The sequence below is a fragment of the Hymenobacter miniatus genome (assembly GCF_016427455.1).
GTDB lineage: Bacteria > Bacteroidota > Bacteroidia > Cytophagales > Hymenobacteraceae > Hymenobacter > Hymenobacter armeniacus.
Map to the genome: position 1 here is coordinate 132,978 of NZ_JAELXR010000003.1, position 14,258 is coordinate 147,235.

Annotated in this window: 17 protein-coding genes and 4 tRNA genes; 16 read left to right on the forward strand and 5 right to left on the reverse strand. The window is 59.1% G+C overall.

Features of this window, described 5'->3' with window-relative positions; all coding sequences use genetic code 11:
• Nucleotides 1-19 precede the first annotated feature (19 nt).
• Both JAO73_RS05820 and JAO73_RS05825 read right to left on the reverse strand, forming a co-directional pair.
• Nucleotides 20-550, reverse strand: coding sequence for a GNAT family N-acetyltransferase (locus JAO73_RS05820; protein WP_233168719.1), 531 nt, complete (start codon nt 548-550; stop codon nt 20-22).
• A 109-nt stretch (nt 551-659) separates the two neighbouring features.
• On the reverse strand, nt 660-890 hold the full coding sequence (locus JAO73_RS05825) for a hypothetical protein (RefSeq protein ID WP_190925624.1): 231 nt from the start codon (nt 888-890) through the stop codon (nt 660-662).
• A 115-nt stretch (nt 891-1,005) separates the two neighbouring features.
• Here JAO73_RS05825 and JAO73_RS05830 point away from each other — a divergent pair, with 115 nt between their 5' ends.
• The 6 genes from JAO73_RS05830 (at nt 1,006) to nadD (ending at nt 5,313) form a co-directional block, all read left to right on the forward strand.
• Complete coding sequence (locus JAO73_RS05830; RefSeq protein WP_198976202.1) at nt 1,006-1,773, forward strand: glycosyltransferase family 2 protein; 768 nt, start codon at nt 1,006-1,008, stop codon at nt 1,771-1,773.
• A complete protein-coding gene (locus JAO73_RS05835; protein WP_198976203.1) occupies nt 1,770-2,807 on the forward strand; it encodes a glycosyltransferase family 9 protein in 1,038 nt (345 codons plus the stop codon). The genes JAO73_RS05830 and JAO73_RS05835 overlap by 4 nt, the downstream gene beginning before the upstream one ends.
• A gap of 290 nt (nt 2,808-3,097) precedes the next feature.
• Nucleotides 3,098-3,742 (forward strand): sigma-70 family RNA polymerase sigma factor, encoded by a 645-nt coding sequence (locus tag JAO73_RS05840; RefSeq protein WP_196290985.1) that lies wholly within the window; start codon nt 3,098-3,100, stop codon nt 3,740-3,742.
• Between the two features lie 76 nt (nt 3,743-3,818).
• Entirely contained in the window at nt 3,819-4,118 is a 300-nt protein-coding gene (locus tag JAO73_RS05845; RefSeq protein WP_198976204.1) for a hypothetical protein, read from the forward strand.
• 29 nt (nt 4,119-4,147) lie between these two features.
• Nucleotides 4,148-4,732, forward strand: coding sequence for a guanylate kinase (gmk, locus tag JAO73_RS05850; protein ID WP_190925634.1), 585 nt, complete (start codon nt 4,148-4,150; stop codon nt 4,730-4,732).
• 11 nt (nt 4,733-4,743) lie between these two features.
• Nucleotides 4,744-5,313: a nicotinate (nicotinamide) nucleotide adenylyltransferase gene (gene nadD, locus JAO73_RS05855; RefSeq protein WP_198976205.1), complete on the forward strand. Its 570-nt coding sequence runs from the start codon at nt 4,744-4,746 to the stop codon at nt 5,311-5,313.
• Nucleotides 5,314-5,424: 111 nt separating this feature from the next.
• Here the strand turns inward: nadD and frr are convergent, their stop codons facing one another.
• The 3 genes from frr to JAO73_RS05870 all read right to left on the reverse strand — a co-directional run bounded on the left by frr (nt 5,425) and on the right by JAO73_RS05870 (nt 7,428).
• The gene (gene frr / locus JAO73_RS05860) at nt 5,425-5,988 is read right to left on the reverse strand and encodes a ribosome recycling factor (protein ID WP_190925638.1); all 564 of its coding nucleotides are present in this window, start codon (nt 5,986-5,988) and stop codon (nt 5,425-5,427) included.
• A gap of 98 nt (nt 5,989-6,086) precedes the next feature.
• Nucleotides 6,087-6,887 (reverse strand): UMP kinase, encoded by an 801-nt coding sequence (gene pyrH / locus JAO73_RS05865; protein WP_190925640.1) that lies wholly within the window; start codon nt 6,885-6,887, stop codon nt 6,087-6,089.
• 37 nt (nt 6,888-6,924) lie between these two features.
• A complete protein-coding gene (locus JAO73_RS05870) occupies nt 6,925-7,428 on the reverse strand; it encodes an acyl-CoA carboxylase biotin carboxyl carrier protein subunit (RefSeq protein ID WP_198976206.1) in 504 nt (167 codons plus the stop codon).
• 97 nt (nt 7,429-7,525) lie between these two features.
• On the opposite strand from JAO73_RS05870, the gene JAO73_RS05875 reads away from it, so the two are divergent.
• The 10 genes from JAO73_RS05875 to rplA all read left to right on the forward strand — a co-directional run bounded on the left by JAO73_RS05875 (nt 7,526) and on the right by rplA (nt 14,245).
• The gene (locus tag JAO73_RS05875) at nt 7,526-10,114 is read left to right on the forward strand and encodes a M1 family aminopeptidase (protein ID WP_198976207.1); all 2,589 of its coding nucleotides are present in this window, start codon (nt 7,526-7,528) and stop codon (nt 10,112-10,114) included.
• A 171-nt stretch (nt 10,115-10,285) separates the two neighbouring features.
• Nucleotides 10,286-10,365, forward strand: a tRNA-Tyr gene (locus tag JAO73_RS05880).
• Nucleotides 10,366-10,384: 19 nt separating this feature from the next.
• A tRNA-Gly gene (locus JAO73_RS05885) sits at nt 10,385-10,457 on the forward strand.
• Between the two features lie 16 nt (nt 10,458-10,473).
• Nucleotides 10,474-10,545, forward strand: a tRNA-Thr gene (locus JAO73_RS05890).
• 169 nt (nt 10,546-10,714) lie between these two features.
• A complete protein-coding gene (gene tuf, locus JAO73_RS05895; protein ID WP_196286000.1) occupies nt 10,715-11,905 on the forward strand; it encodes an elongation factor Tu in 1,191 nt (396 codons plus the stop codon).
• Nucleotides 11,906-12,053: 148 nt separating this feature from the next.
• A tRNA-Trp gene (locus tag JAO73_RS05900) sits at nt 12,054-12,124 on the forward strand.
• Between the two features lie 64 nt (nt 12,125-12,188).
• Nucleotides 12,189-12,383 (forward strand): preprotein translocase subunit SecE, encoded by a 195-nt coding sequence (gene secE / locus JAO73_RS05905; protein WP_190925649.1) that lies wholly within the window; start codon nt 12,189-12,191, stop codon nt 12,381-12,383.
• A gap of 13 nt (nt 12,384-12,396) precedes the next feature.
• Nucleotides 12,397-12,963 carry a transcription termination/antitermination protein NusG gene (gene nusG, locus JAO73_RS05910; RefSeq protein WP_196290995.1) on the forward strand — a complete coding sequence of 189 codons (567 nt, stop codon included), beginning with the start codon at nt 12,397-12,399 and terminating at the stop codon, nt 12,961-12,963.
• Nucleotides 12,964-13,082: 119 nt separating this feature from the next.
• Entirely contained in the window at nt 13,083-13,526 is a 444-nt protein-coding gene (gene rplK, locus JAO73_RS05915; RefSeq protein WP_190925651.1) for a 50S ribosomal protein L11, read from the forward strand.
• A 20-nt stretch (nt 13,527-13,546) separates the two neighbouring features.
• A complete protein-coding gene (gene rplA, locus JAO73_RS05920) occupies nt 13,547-14,245 on the forward strand; it encodes a 50S ribosomal protein L1 (protein WP_046245264.1) in 699 nt (232 codons plus the stop codon).
• Nucleotides 14,246-14,258 lie beyond the last annotated feature (13 nt).

Consider the following 14,258-nt stretch of genomic DNA (forward strand, 5'->3'; position numbering starts at 1 on the left):
CGGCTTAGCCCCCTTGGTGTTAGAATCCGCGCCCCACTGGCCGTGCCGCTTCGGCCGCAGCGGGTGCCACGGCGTAGCTGGCCAGCTGGCTTTCGTCGAGATTGCCGTTGAACCAGTCCTGCTCGATGGTGGCGCCCAGCTTTTGGTAGAAGCCGATGGCGGGCTCGTTCCAGTTCAGCACTTGCCACTTCAGGCGCACGGCGCCGGTGGCGCGGGCCTCGGCCACCACGGCGTCGAATAGCAGCCGGCCCAGGCCGCCGCGCCGCGCCGATTCCGTCACCACCAAGTCTTCCAGGTATAGCATGCGGCCTTTCCAAGTCGAGTAAGCGGTGTAGAACAACGCCAGCCCAATGATTTCGGCCGCTTCGTTTTCGAGCACGAAAAACCCGAAGATGGGCGCCGGCCCGAAGCCGTCGCGCTGCATGGCCGCGAGCGTGTTGGTCACGGCCTCCGGCGCGCGCTCGTACAGGGCCAGCTCGTGAATCAGGCCCAGCACCTGGGGCAAATCGGCTTCGACGCCGCGACGGATGGTGTAGTTATCAGTGGCCAAAGCAGGAAGATTGAAAGGGTAAGAAAAAGCCGCGAACAAAAAATGAGCAATGAAAAACGCCGCAGGCGGCATCATTCATTGCTCACTGTCTCAGCAGCAAAAAGCCAGATTACATCTGGGGCTGCATCTTTTTGATGTCTTCGGTGGCATTCACCGAGTTCAGTTCGCGGTATTGCTCGGGCTGCTTGGCACCCTTGGTGGTGTCGGGCGCGGCGGGCAGGGGCGGCAGCTCGGTGGTGGCGATGTCATCGTCGCCCTCGGTGGCCGAAGGACCGCAGGACGGCAGCGTGAACGACAGCAGGGCAGCGGCCAGCAGGCCGGGGAGGAGCGTTTTTTTCATGTGTGGGGAAACGAATGCGGGCGCAAGTTACGCACGGAGTGCGGCTTGCCATACGGAAATATCATGGGCAGGGCGGTGGCATTGGCTAACAAAAACAGCGGATATTTGCCTGCCCATGCGTGTTTCTCTTTCTGTCGTTATCATCACCTTCAACGAAGAAGCCAACATTGCCCGCTGCCTGCAGGCGCTGGGCGACGTGGCCGACGACGTGCTGGTAGTCGATTCTTTTTCCACGGATACTACCGTCGACATCTGCCACCAGCACGGCGCGCGCGTCATCCAGCACGCCTTCGCCGGCTACGTGGAGCAGAAAAACTACGCCACCAGTCAGGCTCGGTTCGACCATGTGCTGCAGCTCGACGCCGACGAGGTGCTGACCGAGGAGCTGCGCCGGTCCATTCGCGCCGCCAAGGCCGACTGGCAGCACGCGGCCTACTCATTGGCCCGCCTCACCAACTACTGCGGCCACTGGGTGCGTCACGGCGGCTGGTACCCCGACCGCAAGCTGCGCCTCTACGACCGCCGCCTGGGCCGCTGGACTGGCCTGCTCCTGCACGAGCGCTACGAAGTGAACGCCGGCCAAACCAGCGGCCACCTCGCCGGCGATGCCCTGCACTACAGCTACCACAGCATTGCGCAGCACGTCAGCCAGCTCAATAAGTTCACCAGCATCACCGCTCAGGAGCTGGCCCTGCGCGGCAAAACCAGCGTTGGCTTGTATCACCTGCTGCTCAAGCCGCTTTGGAAATTCGTGCACGGCTACTTTTTCCGGCTGGGCCTGCTCGACGGGTTTGCTGGCCTGTGCATTGCCGGCATCTCGGCCTGGGGCGTGTTCCTGAAATTTGCCAAGCTCAAAACCCGCACCGAAAGCGCCGAAGCATGAGCCAGACCTTCCTCGTGTCCCGCACCGATGCCATCGGCGACGTGGTGCTCACGCTGCCGGTCTGCGGGCGGCTCAAGCAGCTGTTTCCGGGCTGTCGGGTGGTGCTCATCGGGCGCACCTACACGGCGCCCGTGGCGGCGGCCTGCCCCTGGGTCAATGATTTTCTGAACCTCGACGAGCTGCTGAAGCTGCCGGAGGCGGAGCAAATAGCGGCCTTGCAACGGCACGCGGCTGCCGCCATCGTTCACGTTTTCCCCAACAAGCTGCTGGCGCGCCTGGCCCAGAAGGCCAAGATTCCGGTTCGCATTGGCACGCGCAACCGTTGGCGCCACTGGCTCACCTGCAACCGGCTGGTGGCCCTCAGCCGTCGCCACTCGCCCCTGCACGAAGCCCAGCTCAACCTGCAGTTGCTCCAGCCCCTGGGCCTTCGGGGCACGCCGCCGCTGGCCGAAGTGGCCAAGCTGGTGCGCCTGCAGGCCCCCGAGCCACTGGCCGACCACTGGCACCAGCTGCTGCAGCAGCGCCGGCCCGGCCAGCTCAACGTCATTCTGCACCCGCGCAGCCGGGGCAGCGCCCGCGAGTGGGGCCTCGATAATTTTGGCCAATTGGCTCAGCTGCTGCATCGGGCCGGCCACCGCGTCTTTGTCACGGGCACGGCGGCCGAAGGGGAGGAGCTGGCCGATTGGCTTCGGCAAAACGATGCTTTTCTGGCCGCCGACCTCACCGGCCAGCTGGACTTGCCGCAGTTTCTGGCCTTCATTGCCGCCGCCGATGGGCTGGTGGCCGGCAGCACCGGGCCGCTGCACCTGGCCGCCGCGCTCGGCCGCCACGCGCTGGGCCTATACCCGCCCATTCGGCCCATGCATCCCGGCCGTTGGGGGCCGTTGGGCCCGCACGCCACGTTCCTCGTGTTCGACAAGCCCAATTGCGAAGACTGCCGCGCGCAGCCTGCCGCCTGCACCTGCATCCGGGCAGTGGCGGCGGCGGCCGTGGCGGCGCAGGTGGCCGCGTGGGCCCCTTTACCCAGCGGATAAATACTGCTCTTTGTCGATATTCTGCGGGCGGTTCGTCCACTTAGTTTGGCAGTTCCGGACCGGATTGCAACCTAGCGAGAGCTGCTATCCGTACATCGGGCAGGGCTTGTGCTGCCCGAGGGTGTACCTGGCAGTAGTTTCTCTGCTCCATGGTGCGGCTCAGCGGGTAGTTTTGTGTCCGTGTCGAGCAACCCGGCCACCCGCCCATCCGAGTTGCTGATTCAGCTCCATTTGTCCTAATCCTTTATTCTTTCGTAGGTTTCGGCCTACAATTTCCCCCGCCCACCTGTATGAGCGATTCTCCCGAACGGGTCAAACTGAGCAAAGAGGAAAAAGACCGGCGCTTCCAGGCCGAGCTCATGCCCGTGCTCGACCCGCTCTACAACTTTGCCTACCGGCTCACCCTCGACGAGGACGATGCCAACGACCTCGTGCAGGAAACCTACCTCAAGGCGTACCGCTTTTTTGAGTACTTCGAACCCGGCACCAACGCCAAGGCGTGGCTTTTTCGCATTCTCAAGAATTCGTTCATCAACGACTTCCGCAAGAAGAGCAAGCAGCCCGCCAAAGTCGATTACAGCGAGATTGAGGGCTATTACAACCCCGACGACGTCGAGGCCGAGGGCGAAGTGGGCGCTTCGTCGTCCGACATGCGCCAGCAGTCGGCCCGCGACCTGATTGGCGATGAAGTAGCCAGCGCCCTAAATTCTTTGCCGGTTGATTTTCGCACCGTCATCATCCTCTGCGACCTCGAAGGCTTTACCTATGAGGAGATGGCCAAAGTGCTTGATATTCCGATTGGTACCGTGCGCTCGCGCCTACACCGGGCCCGCAATTTCCTCAAGGATAAGCTGGAGAAATACGCCCAATCAATGGGATATGGCAATGACGCAATTGACGACGAAACGGAACTAACCGACTCCGAAAATAATTAACCCTCCCAGCAAGAGCACATACACGGTAGCTCGACTGCATTTCGTTGTCTTTCACCTTCTTTCGCGTATTCTCGTTATGAACCCATCTGCTACTACACAAACCAAAATGTCGGCCCCCGTTGCGGCTACCCCTGACAACGGCCCCGACTGCGAACGCGTGAATACTGTACTCGACCAACTCATCGAAGGCCAGCCCGTGACCGCGGAAGACGAGGATTACCTCTACGACCACGCGACCGACTGCTCGCCCTGCTTCGACGACATCGAGAAGCAACGCATCTTCATCTCCTTTCTGAAGCAACGCGTGCCTTCTCCCGCTACCCCCGCCACCTTGCACGAGTCCATTTTGGCGCGCGTAGGGGCCGTGGTGGCCTAATACCGGCGCCAACGGCTTAGCTTTGCGTGATGCAAGGCAAAATCATTGTGTTTTCGGCGCCCTCGGGCGCGGGCAAAACCACCATTGTGCACCGGCTCATGGAGCGCGTGCCGGAGCTGAGTTTTTCCATTTCGGCCTGCACCCGCGACCGCCGCGGCCGGGCCGAAGAAAACGGCAAGGACTACTACTTCATCACGGCAGAAGAATTCCAGGACAAGATTCGTCACGACGAATTTGTGGAATGGGAGGAAGTCTACGAGGGCGCCTTCTACGGCACCCTCAAGTCGGAAATCGAACGCATCTGGGACAGCGGCAAGCACGCCATCCTGGACGTGGACGTGAAGGGTGGTTTGAGCATCAAGGACTTCTATAAGGACCGGGCGCTGGCCATTTTTGTGCGCCCGCCGTCCATCGAAGTCCTGGAGCAGCGCCTGCAGGCCCGCGCCACCGATTCGCAATCCAGCATTTCCTCGCGGGTGTACAAGGCCAAGTTCGAGCTGGCGTTTGAAGACCGGTTCGACGTGACCGTGGTCAACGACGACCTCGACGCCGCCACCGACCACGCCGAAAAGCTCGTCCGCCAGTTCATCAGCGCCGAGCCGGCCGTCGTCTAACCGCGGGCAGGATGACGGATTCGCCTCGCATCGGCTTGCTGTTCGGCTCCTTCAACCCCGTGCACATCGGCCACCTCATCCTGGCCGAGCACTTCGCCACGCGCACCGACCTGGCCGAAGTGTGGCTGGTAGTCACGCCCCACAACCCTTTTAAGGAAGCCAAGGACCTACTGCCCGACACCGAGCGCCTTCGCCTCGTAGAACTGGCCCTGGCCGGTAATCCCCGCCTGCGCGCCGAAGCCATCGAGTTCGGTTTGCCGCGCCCCAGCTACACCATTTCCACACTCGACGCCCTGCGCCAGCGGCACCCTGGCCACGATTTTGTGCTCCTCATGGGTTCCGACAACGTGCCCGGCCTTCCACGCTGGCAAGAGTCGGCTCGCCTGTTGGCCGAAGTCGACATCTACGTCTACCCGCGCCCCGGCTACGAGCTGCCCGACCTGGACGCCTTCCCGCGCCTACATGTGCTGGCCGCCCCTCTGCTCGACATCTCGGCCACCTACATCCGCGAAAGTCTGCGCGCCGGCCGTAGTATCCGCTACTTAGTGCCCGCCGCCGTGGAAGCCGAATTGCTGAAATAGCATAGCACTGCGAGCCACTGCATTTTCCACTGCGAATACTGCAGGAAATAGCATCCATCAAAAAAGCCCGGCGATTTCTCGCCGGGCTTTTTCATGTGTCGATTGGCCAAATCAGATGGTCATAATTTCAGATTCCTTCTTGCTGAGCGCCTTTTCAACCTCGGCAATGTAGGTGTCGGTGGTTTTCTGGACCTTTTCCTCGGCTACTTTGATAGCGTCTTCCGAAGCGCCTTCCTTCAGCAGTTTGCGCAGCGCTTCGTTCACATCCTTGCGGATGCCGCGGACGCGAACCTTGCCGGCTTCCGATTCATTTTTGGCTTGTTTCACGAGGTCGCGGCGGCGCTCTTCGGTCATGGCCGGGATGTTGAGGCGCACACCTTCCGCGTCCGACACCGGGCTCAGGCCCAGGTCGCTGTTGCGAATGGCCTTGGTCACCTCGGCAATCATGTTTTTCTCCCAGGGCTTGATGAACAGCGAGCGGGCGTCGGGCGTCGAGATGTTCGCAATCTGGCCAATGGGCGTGGGGGTACCGTAATAGTCCACCCGGATGCCGTCGAGCATGGCCGGCGAGGCCTTGCCAGCCCGGATGCGGCTCATTTCCACGTTGACGTGGGCCAGGGCCTTGCCCATCGATTCAACCAGGTCGTCCAGGTAAAACTGAATTTCTTCGTCCATTTTGTTTAGTTGTCAGTTATTGGTTGTCAGTTGTCAGGCCGGCCACCAGTTTGTCAGTACAAACTAACAACTGACAGCAAGCAACTGACAACTAAAAATTAGGCTTGCTCCGGCTGGTTGCCCACCAGCGGCTGCAGCAGGCTATTGATGGGGTCCAGCGCAGCCTTGCGGCCGGCGTGGGTGTTGGCGTTGCCGTCGCTCACCAGCGTGCCCATGGCTTCGCCGTCCAGCAGGCGCTGCAGGTTGCCCTGCGTATTCATGTCGAACACGATGATGGGCAGGTTATTCTCTTTGCACAGCGTGAAAGCGGTCATGTCCATCACGTTCAGCTTTTTGCTCAATACCTCATCAAAAGTGATTTCGGTGAAGCGCGTGGCCGACGGGTCTTTTTCTGGGTCGGCCGTGTAGATACCGTCCACACGGGTGCCTTTCAGCACCACGTCGGCCTCAATCTCAATGGCCCGCAATGAAGCCGCCGAGTCGGTGGTGAAATAAGGAGAACCGATGCCGGCCCCAAAAATCACCACGCGGCCCTTTTCCAGGTGCCGCACGGCGCGGCGGCGGATGTACGGCTCGCACACCCGCTGAATGGTGAGGCCCGACAGCAGGCGCGTGCTCACTTCCAGCTTCTCCAGGGCACTTTGCAGGGCCATGGAGTTGATGACCGTGGCCAGCATGCCCATGTAGTCGCCCTGCACGCGGTCGAGGCCGAAGGCTTCGGCTTCCACGCCGCGGTAAATGTTGCCGCCACCAATCACGACGGCCACTTGCACGCCCGTGGCGGCCACGGCCTTGATTTCGGAAGCATATTGCATCAGCCGCTCGGCGTCGATGCCGTACTGCTGCTGGCCCATCAGCGCTTCGCCGCTGAGCTTGAGGAGGATGCGGTTGTATTTCAAGTCGAAATGAATGAGGATGTCGAAATAATAACGAAGGCTACGAAAACTGCACCAGCACCTGGCCTTTCTGCACGTTGTCGCGCAGGGTCACCTTGATGGTGCTCACCGTGCCATCGGCCGGAGCCTTGAGGATGTTTTCCATCTTCATGGCTTCCAGCACCAGCAGCGGGTCGCCCTTTTGCACAGCCTGGCCGGGCGCCACCCGAATGTCTACGATAAGCCCGGGCATGGGGGCTTTAAGTTCGTTCACTTTCGCGGCGGCGGCGTTGCTCATGCCCAGGCGCTCGAGCAGCAGGTCGAACCGGTCTTTGGCGTTGAGCTCCACGCGCTGGCCGTTGAGCTTCAATACGATGTTTTTGGCGGCGAAGTCGACCGATACAACTTCCGCGTTGTAGGAACGACCTTCGTGCAGCACGTGAAAGCGGCCTTCGCCCAAATCCGCCAGGTCCCAGGCAAAAGGTTGGCCGTTGAGCGTGACGGTGTCGGCGGTGCGGTAGTCAACTTCCCAAAGTTGACCGGAGCCGGTGCTGATTTGAAGCATCTGAAGCGAATAGGGTGGGAGGAAAGCTGGGGTTAAAGGTAGCCCAAATCTCAAATTAATTCAGAAATTGAGGCGTTTTTCGCCCGTTCTTGTTGGCATGAAGTATCTGGTTCCGGGCCTCACCAGCCTGATGTTGTTTGTGCACCTGCTGGCCGCGGCCCAAGGAGCGAAGCCCGGCACGGGAAAGCCCGCTGCCAAGGCGCCGGTGCATAAAAAGGCGGCTCCTGCTCCGGCGCCGGCCCCCGCGCCGGCCGGGCTGGTGGTGCCGTCCTGGTTGCCGGCCGAGGCGCCGTTGCAGCCCGCGGCCACCATCCTGACGGATGTACTCGACACCAAACTCGACGTTCGGTTCGATTATAAGAAGCAGTACCTGCTCGGTACGGCCATCCTTACCCTGCGCTCGCATTTCTATCCGCAGTCAGAATTGGTGCTGGACGCCAAAGGATTCGACGTGCAGAAAATTGAGCTGGTGGGCGAGAAAAAGAACAAGAGCCTCAACTACAATTACAACCGGCGCAAGCTCGTCATTGCCCTCGACCACCCGTACCCGCGCAGCATGCCCTACCAAGTGCGCATCGTGTACGTGGCCAAGCCCAACGAGCTGCCGCAGGGCGGCTCGGCGGCCATTACCTCCGACAAAGGGCTTTATTTCATCAATCCGCTGGGCACCGACAAAAACAAGCCCCGCCAAATCTGGACGCAAGGCGAGACGGAAAGCAGTTCCTGCTGGTTTCCCACCATCGACAAGCCCAACCAGCGGATGACCCAGGAAATCAGCATGACGGTGGAGAAGCAGTTCAAGACGCTTTCCAACGGCAGCCTGATTTCCTCGCACGCCAACGCCGACGGCACCCGCACCGACACTTGGAAGCTGAGCCAGCCGCACGCACCCTACCTCGCCACCCTGGTGGTCGGCGACTTTGCCGTGGTGAATGACTCCTGGCACGGCAAGCCCGTCGACTATTACGTGGAGCCGCAGTACGCCGGCACTGCCCGCGCCATCTTCGGCCACACCCCCGAAATGCTGGATTTCTTCTCCAAGAAACTGGGCGTGGAATACCCGTGGGAGAAATACGCCCAGGTGGCCGTGCGCGACTACGTGAGCGGCGCCATGGAAAACACCACTGCCACCACCCACGGCAGCAGCATCCAAGCCACCAAGCGCGAATTGCTCGACGCCAATTACCAGACCGGCGAGACAGTCATCGCTCACGAACTTTTCCATCATTGGTTCGGCGACTACGTCACCTGCGAGTCGTGGGCCAACCTGCCGCTCAACGAGTCCTTCGCCGACTATTCCGAATACCTCTGGGCCGAGTATAAGTACGGCGCCGATGAGGCCAGCTTGGTCCAGGAAATCAAGCTCAACAACTACCTCGAAGAAGCCACGGCCAAGCGCGAGCCCCTCATCCGCTACCGCTATGTAAACCGTGAGGACATGTTCGACCGCCACTCCTACGATAAGGGCGGCCGCGTGCTGCACATGCTGCGCAAGTACGTGGGCGACGAAGCCTTCTTCGCTTCCCTCAACCGCTACCTGACCCAGAACAAGCAAAGCGCCGTCGAAATCTCGAAGCTGCGGACTGCGTTCGAGGAAACCACCGGCGAAGACCTGACCTGGTTTTTCAACCAGTGGTTCATGCAGCGCGGCCACCCGGAGCTCCGCATCACGCATACCTACGCCAATGGCCAGGTGGCCCTGCGCGTGCAGCAGGTGCAGGATACCCTGTTTCAGCCCATCTACCGCCTGCCCGTGTCCGTGGCCGTGTGGACCAACGGCAACCAGCCCACCGAGCACCGCATCACCGTCACCAAAGCCGACCAGACGTTTACCCTACCCAGCGGCCAGAAACCCACGCTGGTCAAATTCGACAGCGAAAACCAACTCTTGGCCCAAATCGACGAAGAGCGCAGCCAAGACGAATTGGTTTTTCAGTTCTACCACGCCCGCACCTACCAGCAGAAAGCCGAAGTGCTGGAACTGCTCCAAAATAAAACCTCGGAGATGTCGGTGAGCAGCCTGCTTCGCAACGCCCTCAACGACAAGTTCTGGAACGTGCGCCGTCTCGCCCTCGACCACCTGCGCCGCTATCGCGGCCCCGAGCCCGAAGGCATGCGCAAAGACATCCAGCGCGTCGCCACCACCGACCGGAGCTCCCGTGTCCGGGCCCAGGCCATCACCACCCTGGCTACCTTCCCCGACGGTAATTACGTCAACATTTACAACGCTGCCCTCAACGACAGCTCGGCTTTGGTGGCTGCTGCAGCCCTGCGGGTGCTGGCCAAAAAGCCCGAGCCCACCACCCGCCAACAGGTGGCCGCCATTGAGTACACCAGCGGAGCATCACTCATTCCTGCCATTGCCGACTACTACGCCCTCAACGGCGGCCTCGACCAGTACCAGTGGTTCCTGCGCCGGCTGCCCGATGTTGGGGAGAATGACCTCTACGCCTATTTCCAGTCCTTCGGCACGCTCATGACCCACATCCCTCCCGTGGAGCGCGACAAAGGCATCAAAATTCTGGAAGACTACGCTCGCAACGGCTCCCGTTACGACGTTCGTCTCGGCGCTTATAAAGGCCTCGCCTTGCTCATGCCGACCAACCCAAACCTGAAAGCCGTGCTGCAAAACATCCGGGAGAAAGAAACGGACGACCGGCTCAAAGCATTCTATAACCTTATGTAGGAGCGCCTAAGCGAATTTTTGCGAAAAAAGTGACGCCTTTTTTTTCGCAATCCCTTGCCCGGTGTCAGAAAAGCCTTAATTTTGCGACTCCTTACGAAACACTACTGCTTCGGCACTAGCCAAAACGCAAGGGTCTCGCCTCTCAGCAATCGGCCGGGGAGCACCAAAACTGGGGGTATCGCATAGCGGCAATTGCGGGTGACTGTAACTCACCTCCTTCGGGTTCATAGGTTCGAGTCCTGTTACCCCCACTTTTTTTACATGCCATCTGCGGGAGTAGCTCAGTTGGTAGAGCGGCAGCCTTCCAAGCTGCAGGTCGCGGGTTCGAACCTCGTCTCCCGCTCACGTTTTCAGAATAAGCCGTTTTAGCTCAGTGGTAGAGCACTTCCTTGGTAAGGAAGAGGTCATGGGTTCAAATCCCATAAATGGCTCAGATTAGTTCAAGTCCAGCGGTCGGAGATATTCCGGCCGCCGGCACGGTTCTCTCAGGCAAGCGACGCACAGTTTTCTATTACAGTAGGGGCTGAGTCTCGCTTTCTTCGTGTAGGTCCGGTTTTTACCTTCAAATTCACTTCACCACCTCTTTTTTTACTCTTTACAATGGCTAAAGAAAATTTCGACCGGTCCAAGCCGCACGTTAACATCGGCACCATCGGCCACGTTGACCACGGCAAAACGACCCTGACCGCTGCTATCACCATGGTGCTGGCAAACCAGGGCCTGGCCGAAAAGCGTGACTTCTCTTCGATTGACAATGCTCCCGAAGAAAAAGAGCGTGGTATCACCATCAACACCGCTCACGTAGAGTATTCCACCAAGAACCGTCACTACGCCCACGTTGACTGCCCCGGTCACGCCGACTACGTGAAGAACATGGTAACGGGTGCTGCCCAGATGGACGGCGCTATCCTCGTGGTAGCTGCTACCGACGGCCCGATGCCCCAGACCCGTGAGCACATCCTGCTCGCCCGTCAGGTAGGTGTTCCCCAGCTGGTGGTGTTCATGAACAAAGTGGACATGGTGGATGACCCCGAGCTCCTCGAGCTGGTGGAAATGGAAATCCGCGAACTCCTCTCGTTCTACGACTTCGACGGCGACAACATTCCGGTTATCCAGGGTTCGGCCCTCGGCGGCCTGAACGGCGATGCCAACTGGGTTCCCAAAATCAACGAGCTGATGGACGCGGTTGACTCGTTCATTCCGATTCCCGCTCGTCTGACCGACCTGCCCTTCCTGATGCCGGTTGAAGACGTGTTCTCGATTACCGGCCGCGGCACCGTGGCTACCGGTCGTATCGAGCGCGGCGTTATCAACTCGGGCGACCAGGTTGACATCCTCGGCATGGGCGCTGCTGCCGGCCTGAAGTCGACGGTTACGGGTGTGGAAATGTTCCGCAAAATCCTCGACCGTGGCGAAGCTGGTGACAACGTAGGTCTGTTGCTCCGCGGGATTGAAAAAGAAGCCATCCGTCGCGGCATGGTTATCTGCAAGCCCGGCTCGGTAACCCCCCACCAGAAGTTCAAGGCTGAGGTGTACGTTCTCTCGAAAGAGGAAGGCGGCCGCCACACCCCGTTCTTCAACAACTACCGTCCGCAGTTCTACCTGCGTACCACCGACGTTACCGGCATCATCACCCTCCCCGAGGGCGTTGAAATGGTAATGCCCGGCGACAACATCACCATCACCGTTGAGCTCATCAACAAGGTGGCCATGGAGAAAGGCCTCCGTTTCGCTATCCGTGAGGGTGGCCGTACGGTAGGTGCCGGTCAGGTAACCGAAGTTCTCGACTAAGCTCCGGCTTATCAGTAAAAAAAGCCGCTCTCGAACCTTCGGGAGCGGCTTTTTTACGCTGAAACAGAAGGGCATATTTGTTTTGTCCGCTGTTTCTCTTACCTTTGCACTCCCTTTGGCGAAATGCGCTTTGCGGGAATGTTTAAAAACGAGTGTAGTTCAAGGGTAGAATAGAGGTCTCCAAAACCTTTGATGGGAGTTCGAATCTCTCCACTCGTGCAATCTGGGCCAGTTGGCCCGCTCCATGTCGTTATCAGCGGCAACGCTGTTTTTTTCTCAACCAATGGACAAACTGAGCAATTATTTCCGCGCCACCATCGAGGAAATGCGCTACAACGTGACGTGGCCCTCGACGACCGAGCTGCAAAAAAGCGCCGGTCTCGTGCTGGTTGGTTCGCTTGTGTTTGCCATTGTGGTCGGCATCATGGACGTAAGCTTTGAGTCGGTGCTTAAAGCATTTTACAACTCGTTTCGCTAGTCGGTAAAGTAAGATGGGCGAATTGAAATGGTACGTGGTTCGCTCAGTGAGCGGCCAGGAAAAGAAAGCCAAAAACTACCTCGAAACAGAGCTCGGCCGGCATAACCTGACCGAGCTTGTGCCGCAGGTATTGATTCCGGTAGAAAAGGTGTTCGAGATGCGCAACGGTAAGAAGCGCGTCCGTGAGCGCAACCTCTACCCCGGTTACATCATCATCCACGCCGACCTCGGCCATGGGGAAGTTGACCACATCATCACCAGCACGCCTGGCGTGATTGGTTTCCTAGGCGACAAAGACAAGAAGGACGCAACGAACAATAAACCAGTTCCGCTGCACATTTCGGAAGTGAATCGCATCCTCGGCATCGTGGATGAAGCCGAGCAGCAAGCCGACGCTACCCTCGACAAGCCCTACGTAGTGGGCGAACTCGTGAAAGTGGTGGACGGTCCGTTCAACGGCTTCTCGGGCAACGTGGACGAAGTATTTGAAGAGCGCAAGAAGCTCAATGTAGTCGTAAAGATTTTCGGCCGTTCGCAGCCGGTAGAACTCAGCTATACCCAAGTAGAAAAAGAGGTTTGACCTCGTCAATTATACCACGCCAGTTATTCACTCCGAACTAGCGGGGCTTCCAAACAGGAGTTTATACCAACTGAGGCAAGCGCGAGTTACGACGCAGGAGCCGCAGCCTAATCAATCAAATGGCCAAAGAAATCAGAGGTTATCTGCGTCTGCAGATAAAGGGAGGCGCCGCGAACCCTTCGCCGCCGGTAGGACCTGCACTTGGTAGCAAAGGCTTGAACATCATGGAGTTTTGCAAGCAGTTCAATGCTCGCACCCAAGATAAAGCCGGCCAAGTTTGTCCTGTACTCATCACCATGTACACCGACAAGTCGTTCGACTTCGTGGTGAAGACGGCCCCGGCTCCGGTGCTGCTCATGGAAGCTGCCAAGTTGCAGAGCGGTTCGAAAGAGCCGAACCGTAACAAGGTGGGCTCTGTGACGTGGGACCAAATCCGCACCATCGCCGAGACGAAAATGCCCGACTTGAACGCCTTCAAGGTAGAGTCGGCCATGAAGCAGGTAGCTGGTACGGCCCGCAGCATGGGCATTACCATCAAGGGCGACTCTCCTTTTGCTGAATAATTAAACGGAGAAACGAACAGATGGCACAAGTAAGCAAAAAGCGCAAGGAAGCCCTTGCCAAACACGACCTGACGCAAGTGCGCAGCCTCGTGGAAGCCGCCAAAGTGGTGAAGGACATTACCTACACCAAATTTGACGCCTCGGTAGATATCGACGTTCGCCTCGGCGTGGACCCCCGCAAAGCGGACCAAATGGTTCGTGGCGTGGCCACCCTGCCCCACGGCACTGGCAAAACCGTTCGTGTACTGGCCCTCGTGACTCCCGACAAGGAGGCCGAAGCCACTGCTGCCGGCGCCGACTTCGTGGGCTTGGACGACTATATCTCGAAAATCGAGAAAGGCTGGACCGACATCGACGTCATCATCACCATGCCGGCCGTAATGGCTAAGGTAGGTCGCCTGGGCCGTGTGCTCGGTCCCCGTGGTCTGATGCCGAACCCGAAGTCGGGCACCGTAACGACCGACGTAGCCAAGGCTGTGCAAGAAGTGAAAGCTGGTAAAATCGACTTCAAAGTTGACAAAACCGGTATCATCCACTGCTCGGTTGGTAAAGTATCGTTCGATGAGAAGATGCTGGCCGAAAACGCCCTGGAGGTAATCCAGACGCTGGGTCGCCTGAAGCCTTCTTCGTCGAAAGGCACCTACATCAAGAGCATCACGCTCTCGAGCACGATGTCGCCCGCCGTTCCGGTAGACAGCCAAGTAAATTCCGCTAGCTAATTAAACCAACCAA

Bases quoted from the DNA above. Each gene is read 5' to 3' on its own strand.
- JAO73_RS05825 (WP_190925624.1), bottom strand. From the start codon at position 890: ATGAAAAAAACGCTCCTCCCCGGCCTGCTGGCCGCTGCCCTGCTGTCG.
- JAO73_RS05830 (WP_198976202.1), top strand. From the start codon at position 1,006: ATGCGTGTTTCTCTTTCTGTCGTTATCATCACCTTCAACGAAGAAGCC.
- JAO73_RS05835 (WP_198976203.1), top strand. From the start codon at position 1,770: ATGAGCCAGACCTTCCTCGTGTCCCGCACCGATGCCATCGGCGACGTG.
- JAO73_RS05840 (WP_196290985.1), top strand. From the start codon at position 3,098: ATGAGCGATTCTCCCGAACGGGTCAAACTGAGCAAAGAGGAAAAAGAC.
- JAO73_RS05845 (WP_198976204.1), top strand. From the start codon at position 3,819: ATGAACCCATCTGCTACTACACAAACCAAAATGTCGGCCCCCGTTGCG.
- gmk (WP_190925634.1), top strand. From the start codon at position 4,148: ATGCAAGGCAAAATCATTGTGTTTTCGGCGCCCTCGGGCGCGGGCAAA.
- nadD (WP_198976205.1), top strand. From the start codon at position 4,744: ATGACGGATTCGCCTCGCATCGGCTTGCTGTTCGGCTCCTTCAACCCC.
- frr (WP_190925638.1), bottom strand. From the start codon at position 5,988: ATGGACGAAGAAATTCAGTTTTACCTGGACGACCTGGTTGAATCGATG.
- JAO73_RS05870 (WP_198976206.1), bottom strand. From the start codon at position 7,428: ATGCTTCAAATCAGCACCGGCTCCGGTCAACTTTGGGAAGTTGACTAC.
- JAO73_RS05875 (WP_198976207.1), top strand. From the start codon at position 7,526: ATGAAGTATCTGGTTCCGGGCCTCACCAGCCTGATGTTGTTTGTGCAC.
- tuf (WP_196286000.1), top strand. From the start codon at position 10,715: ATGGCTAAAGAAAATTTCGACCGGTCCAAGCCGCACGTTAACATCGGC.
- secE (WP_190925649.1), top strand. From the start codon at position 12,189: ATGGACAAACTGAGCAATTATTTCCGCGCCACCATCGAGGAAATGCGC.
- nusG (WP_196290995.1), top strand. From the start codon at position 12,397: ATGGGCGAATTGAAATGGTACGTGGTTCGCTCAGTGAGCGGCCAGGAA.
- rplK (WP_190925651.1), top strand. From the start codon at position 13,083: ATGGCCAAAGAAATCAGAGGTTATCTGCGTCTGCAGATAAAGGGAGGC.
- rplA (WP_046245264.1), top strand. From the start codon at position 13,547: ATGGCACAAGTAAGCAAAAAGCGCAAGGAAGCCCTTGCCAAACACGAC.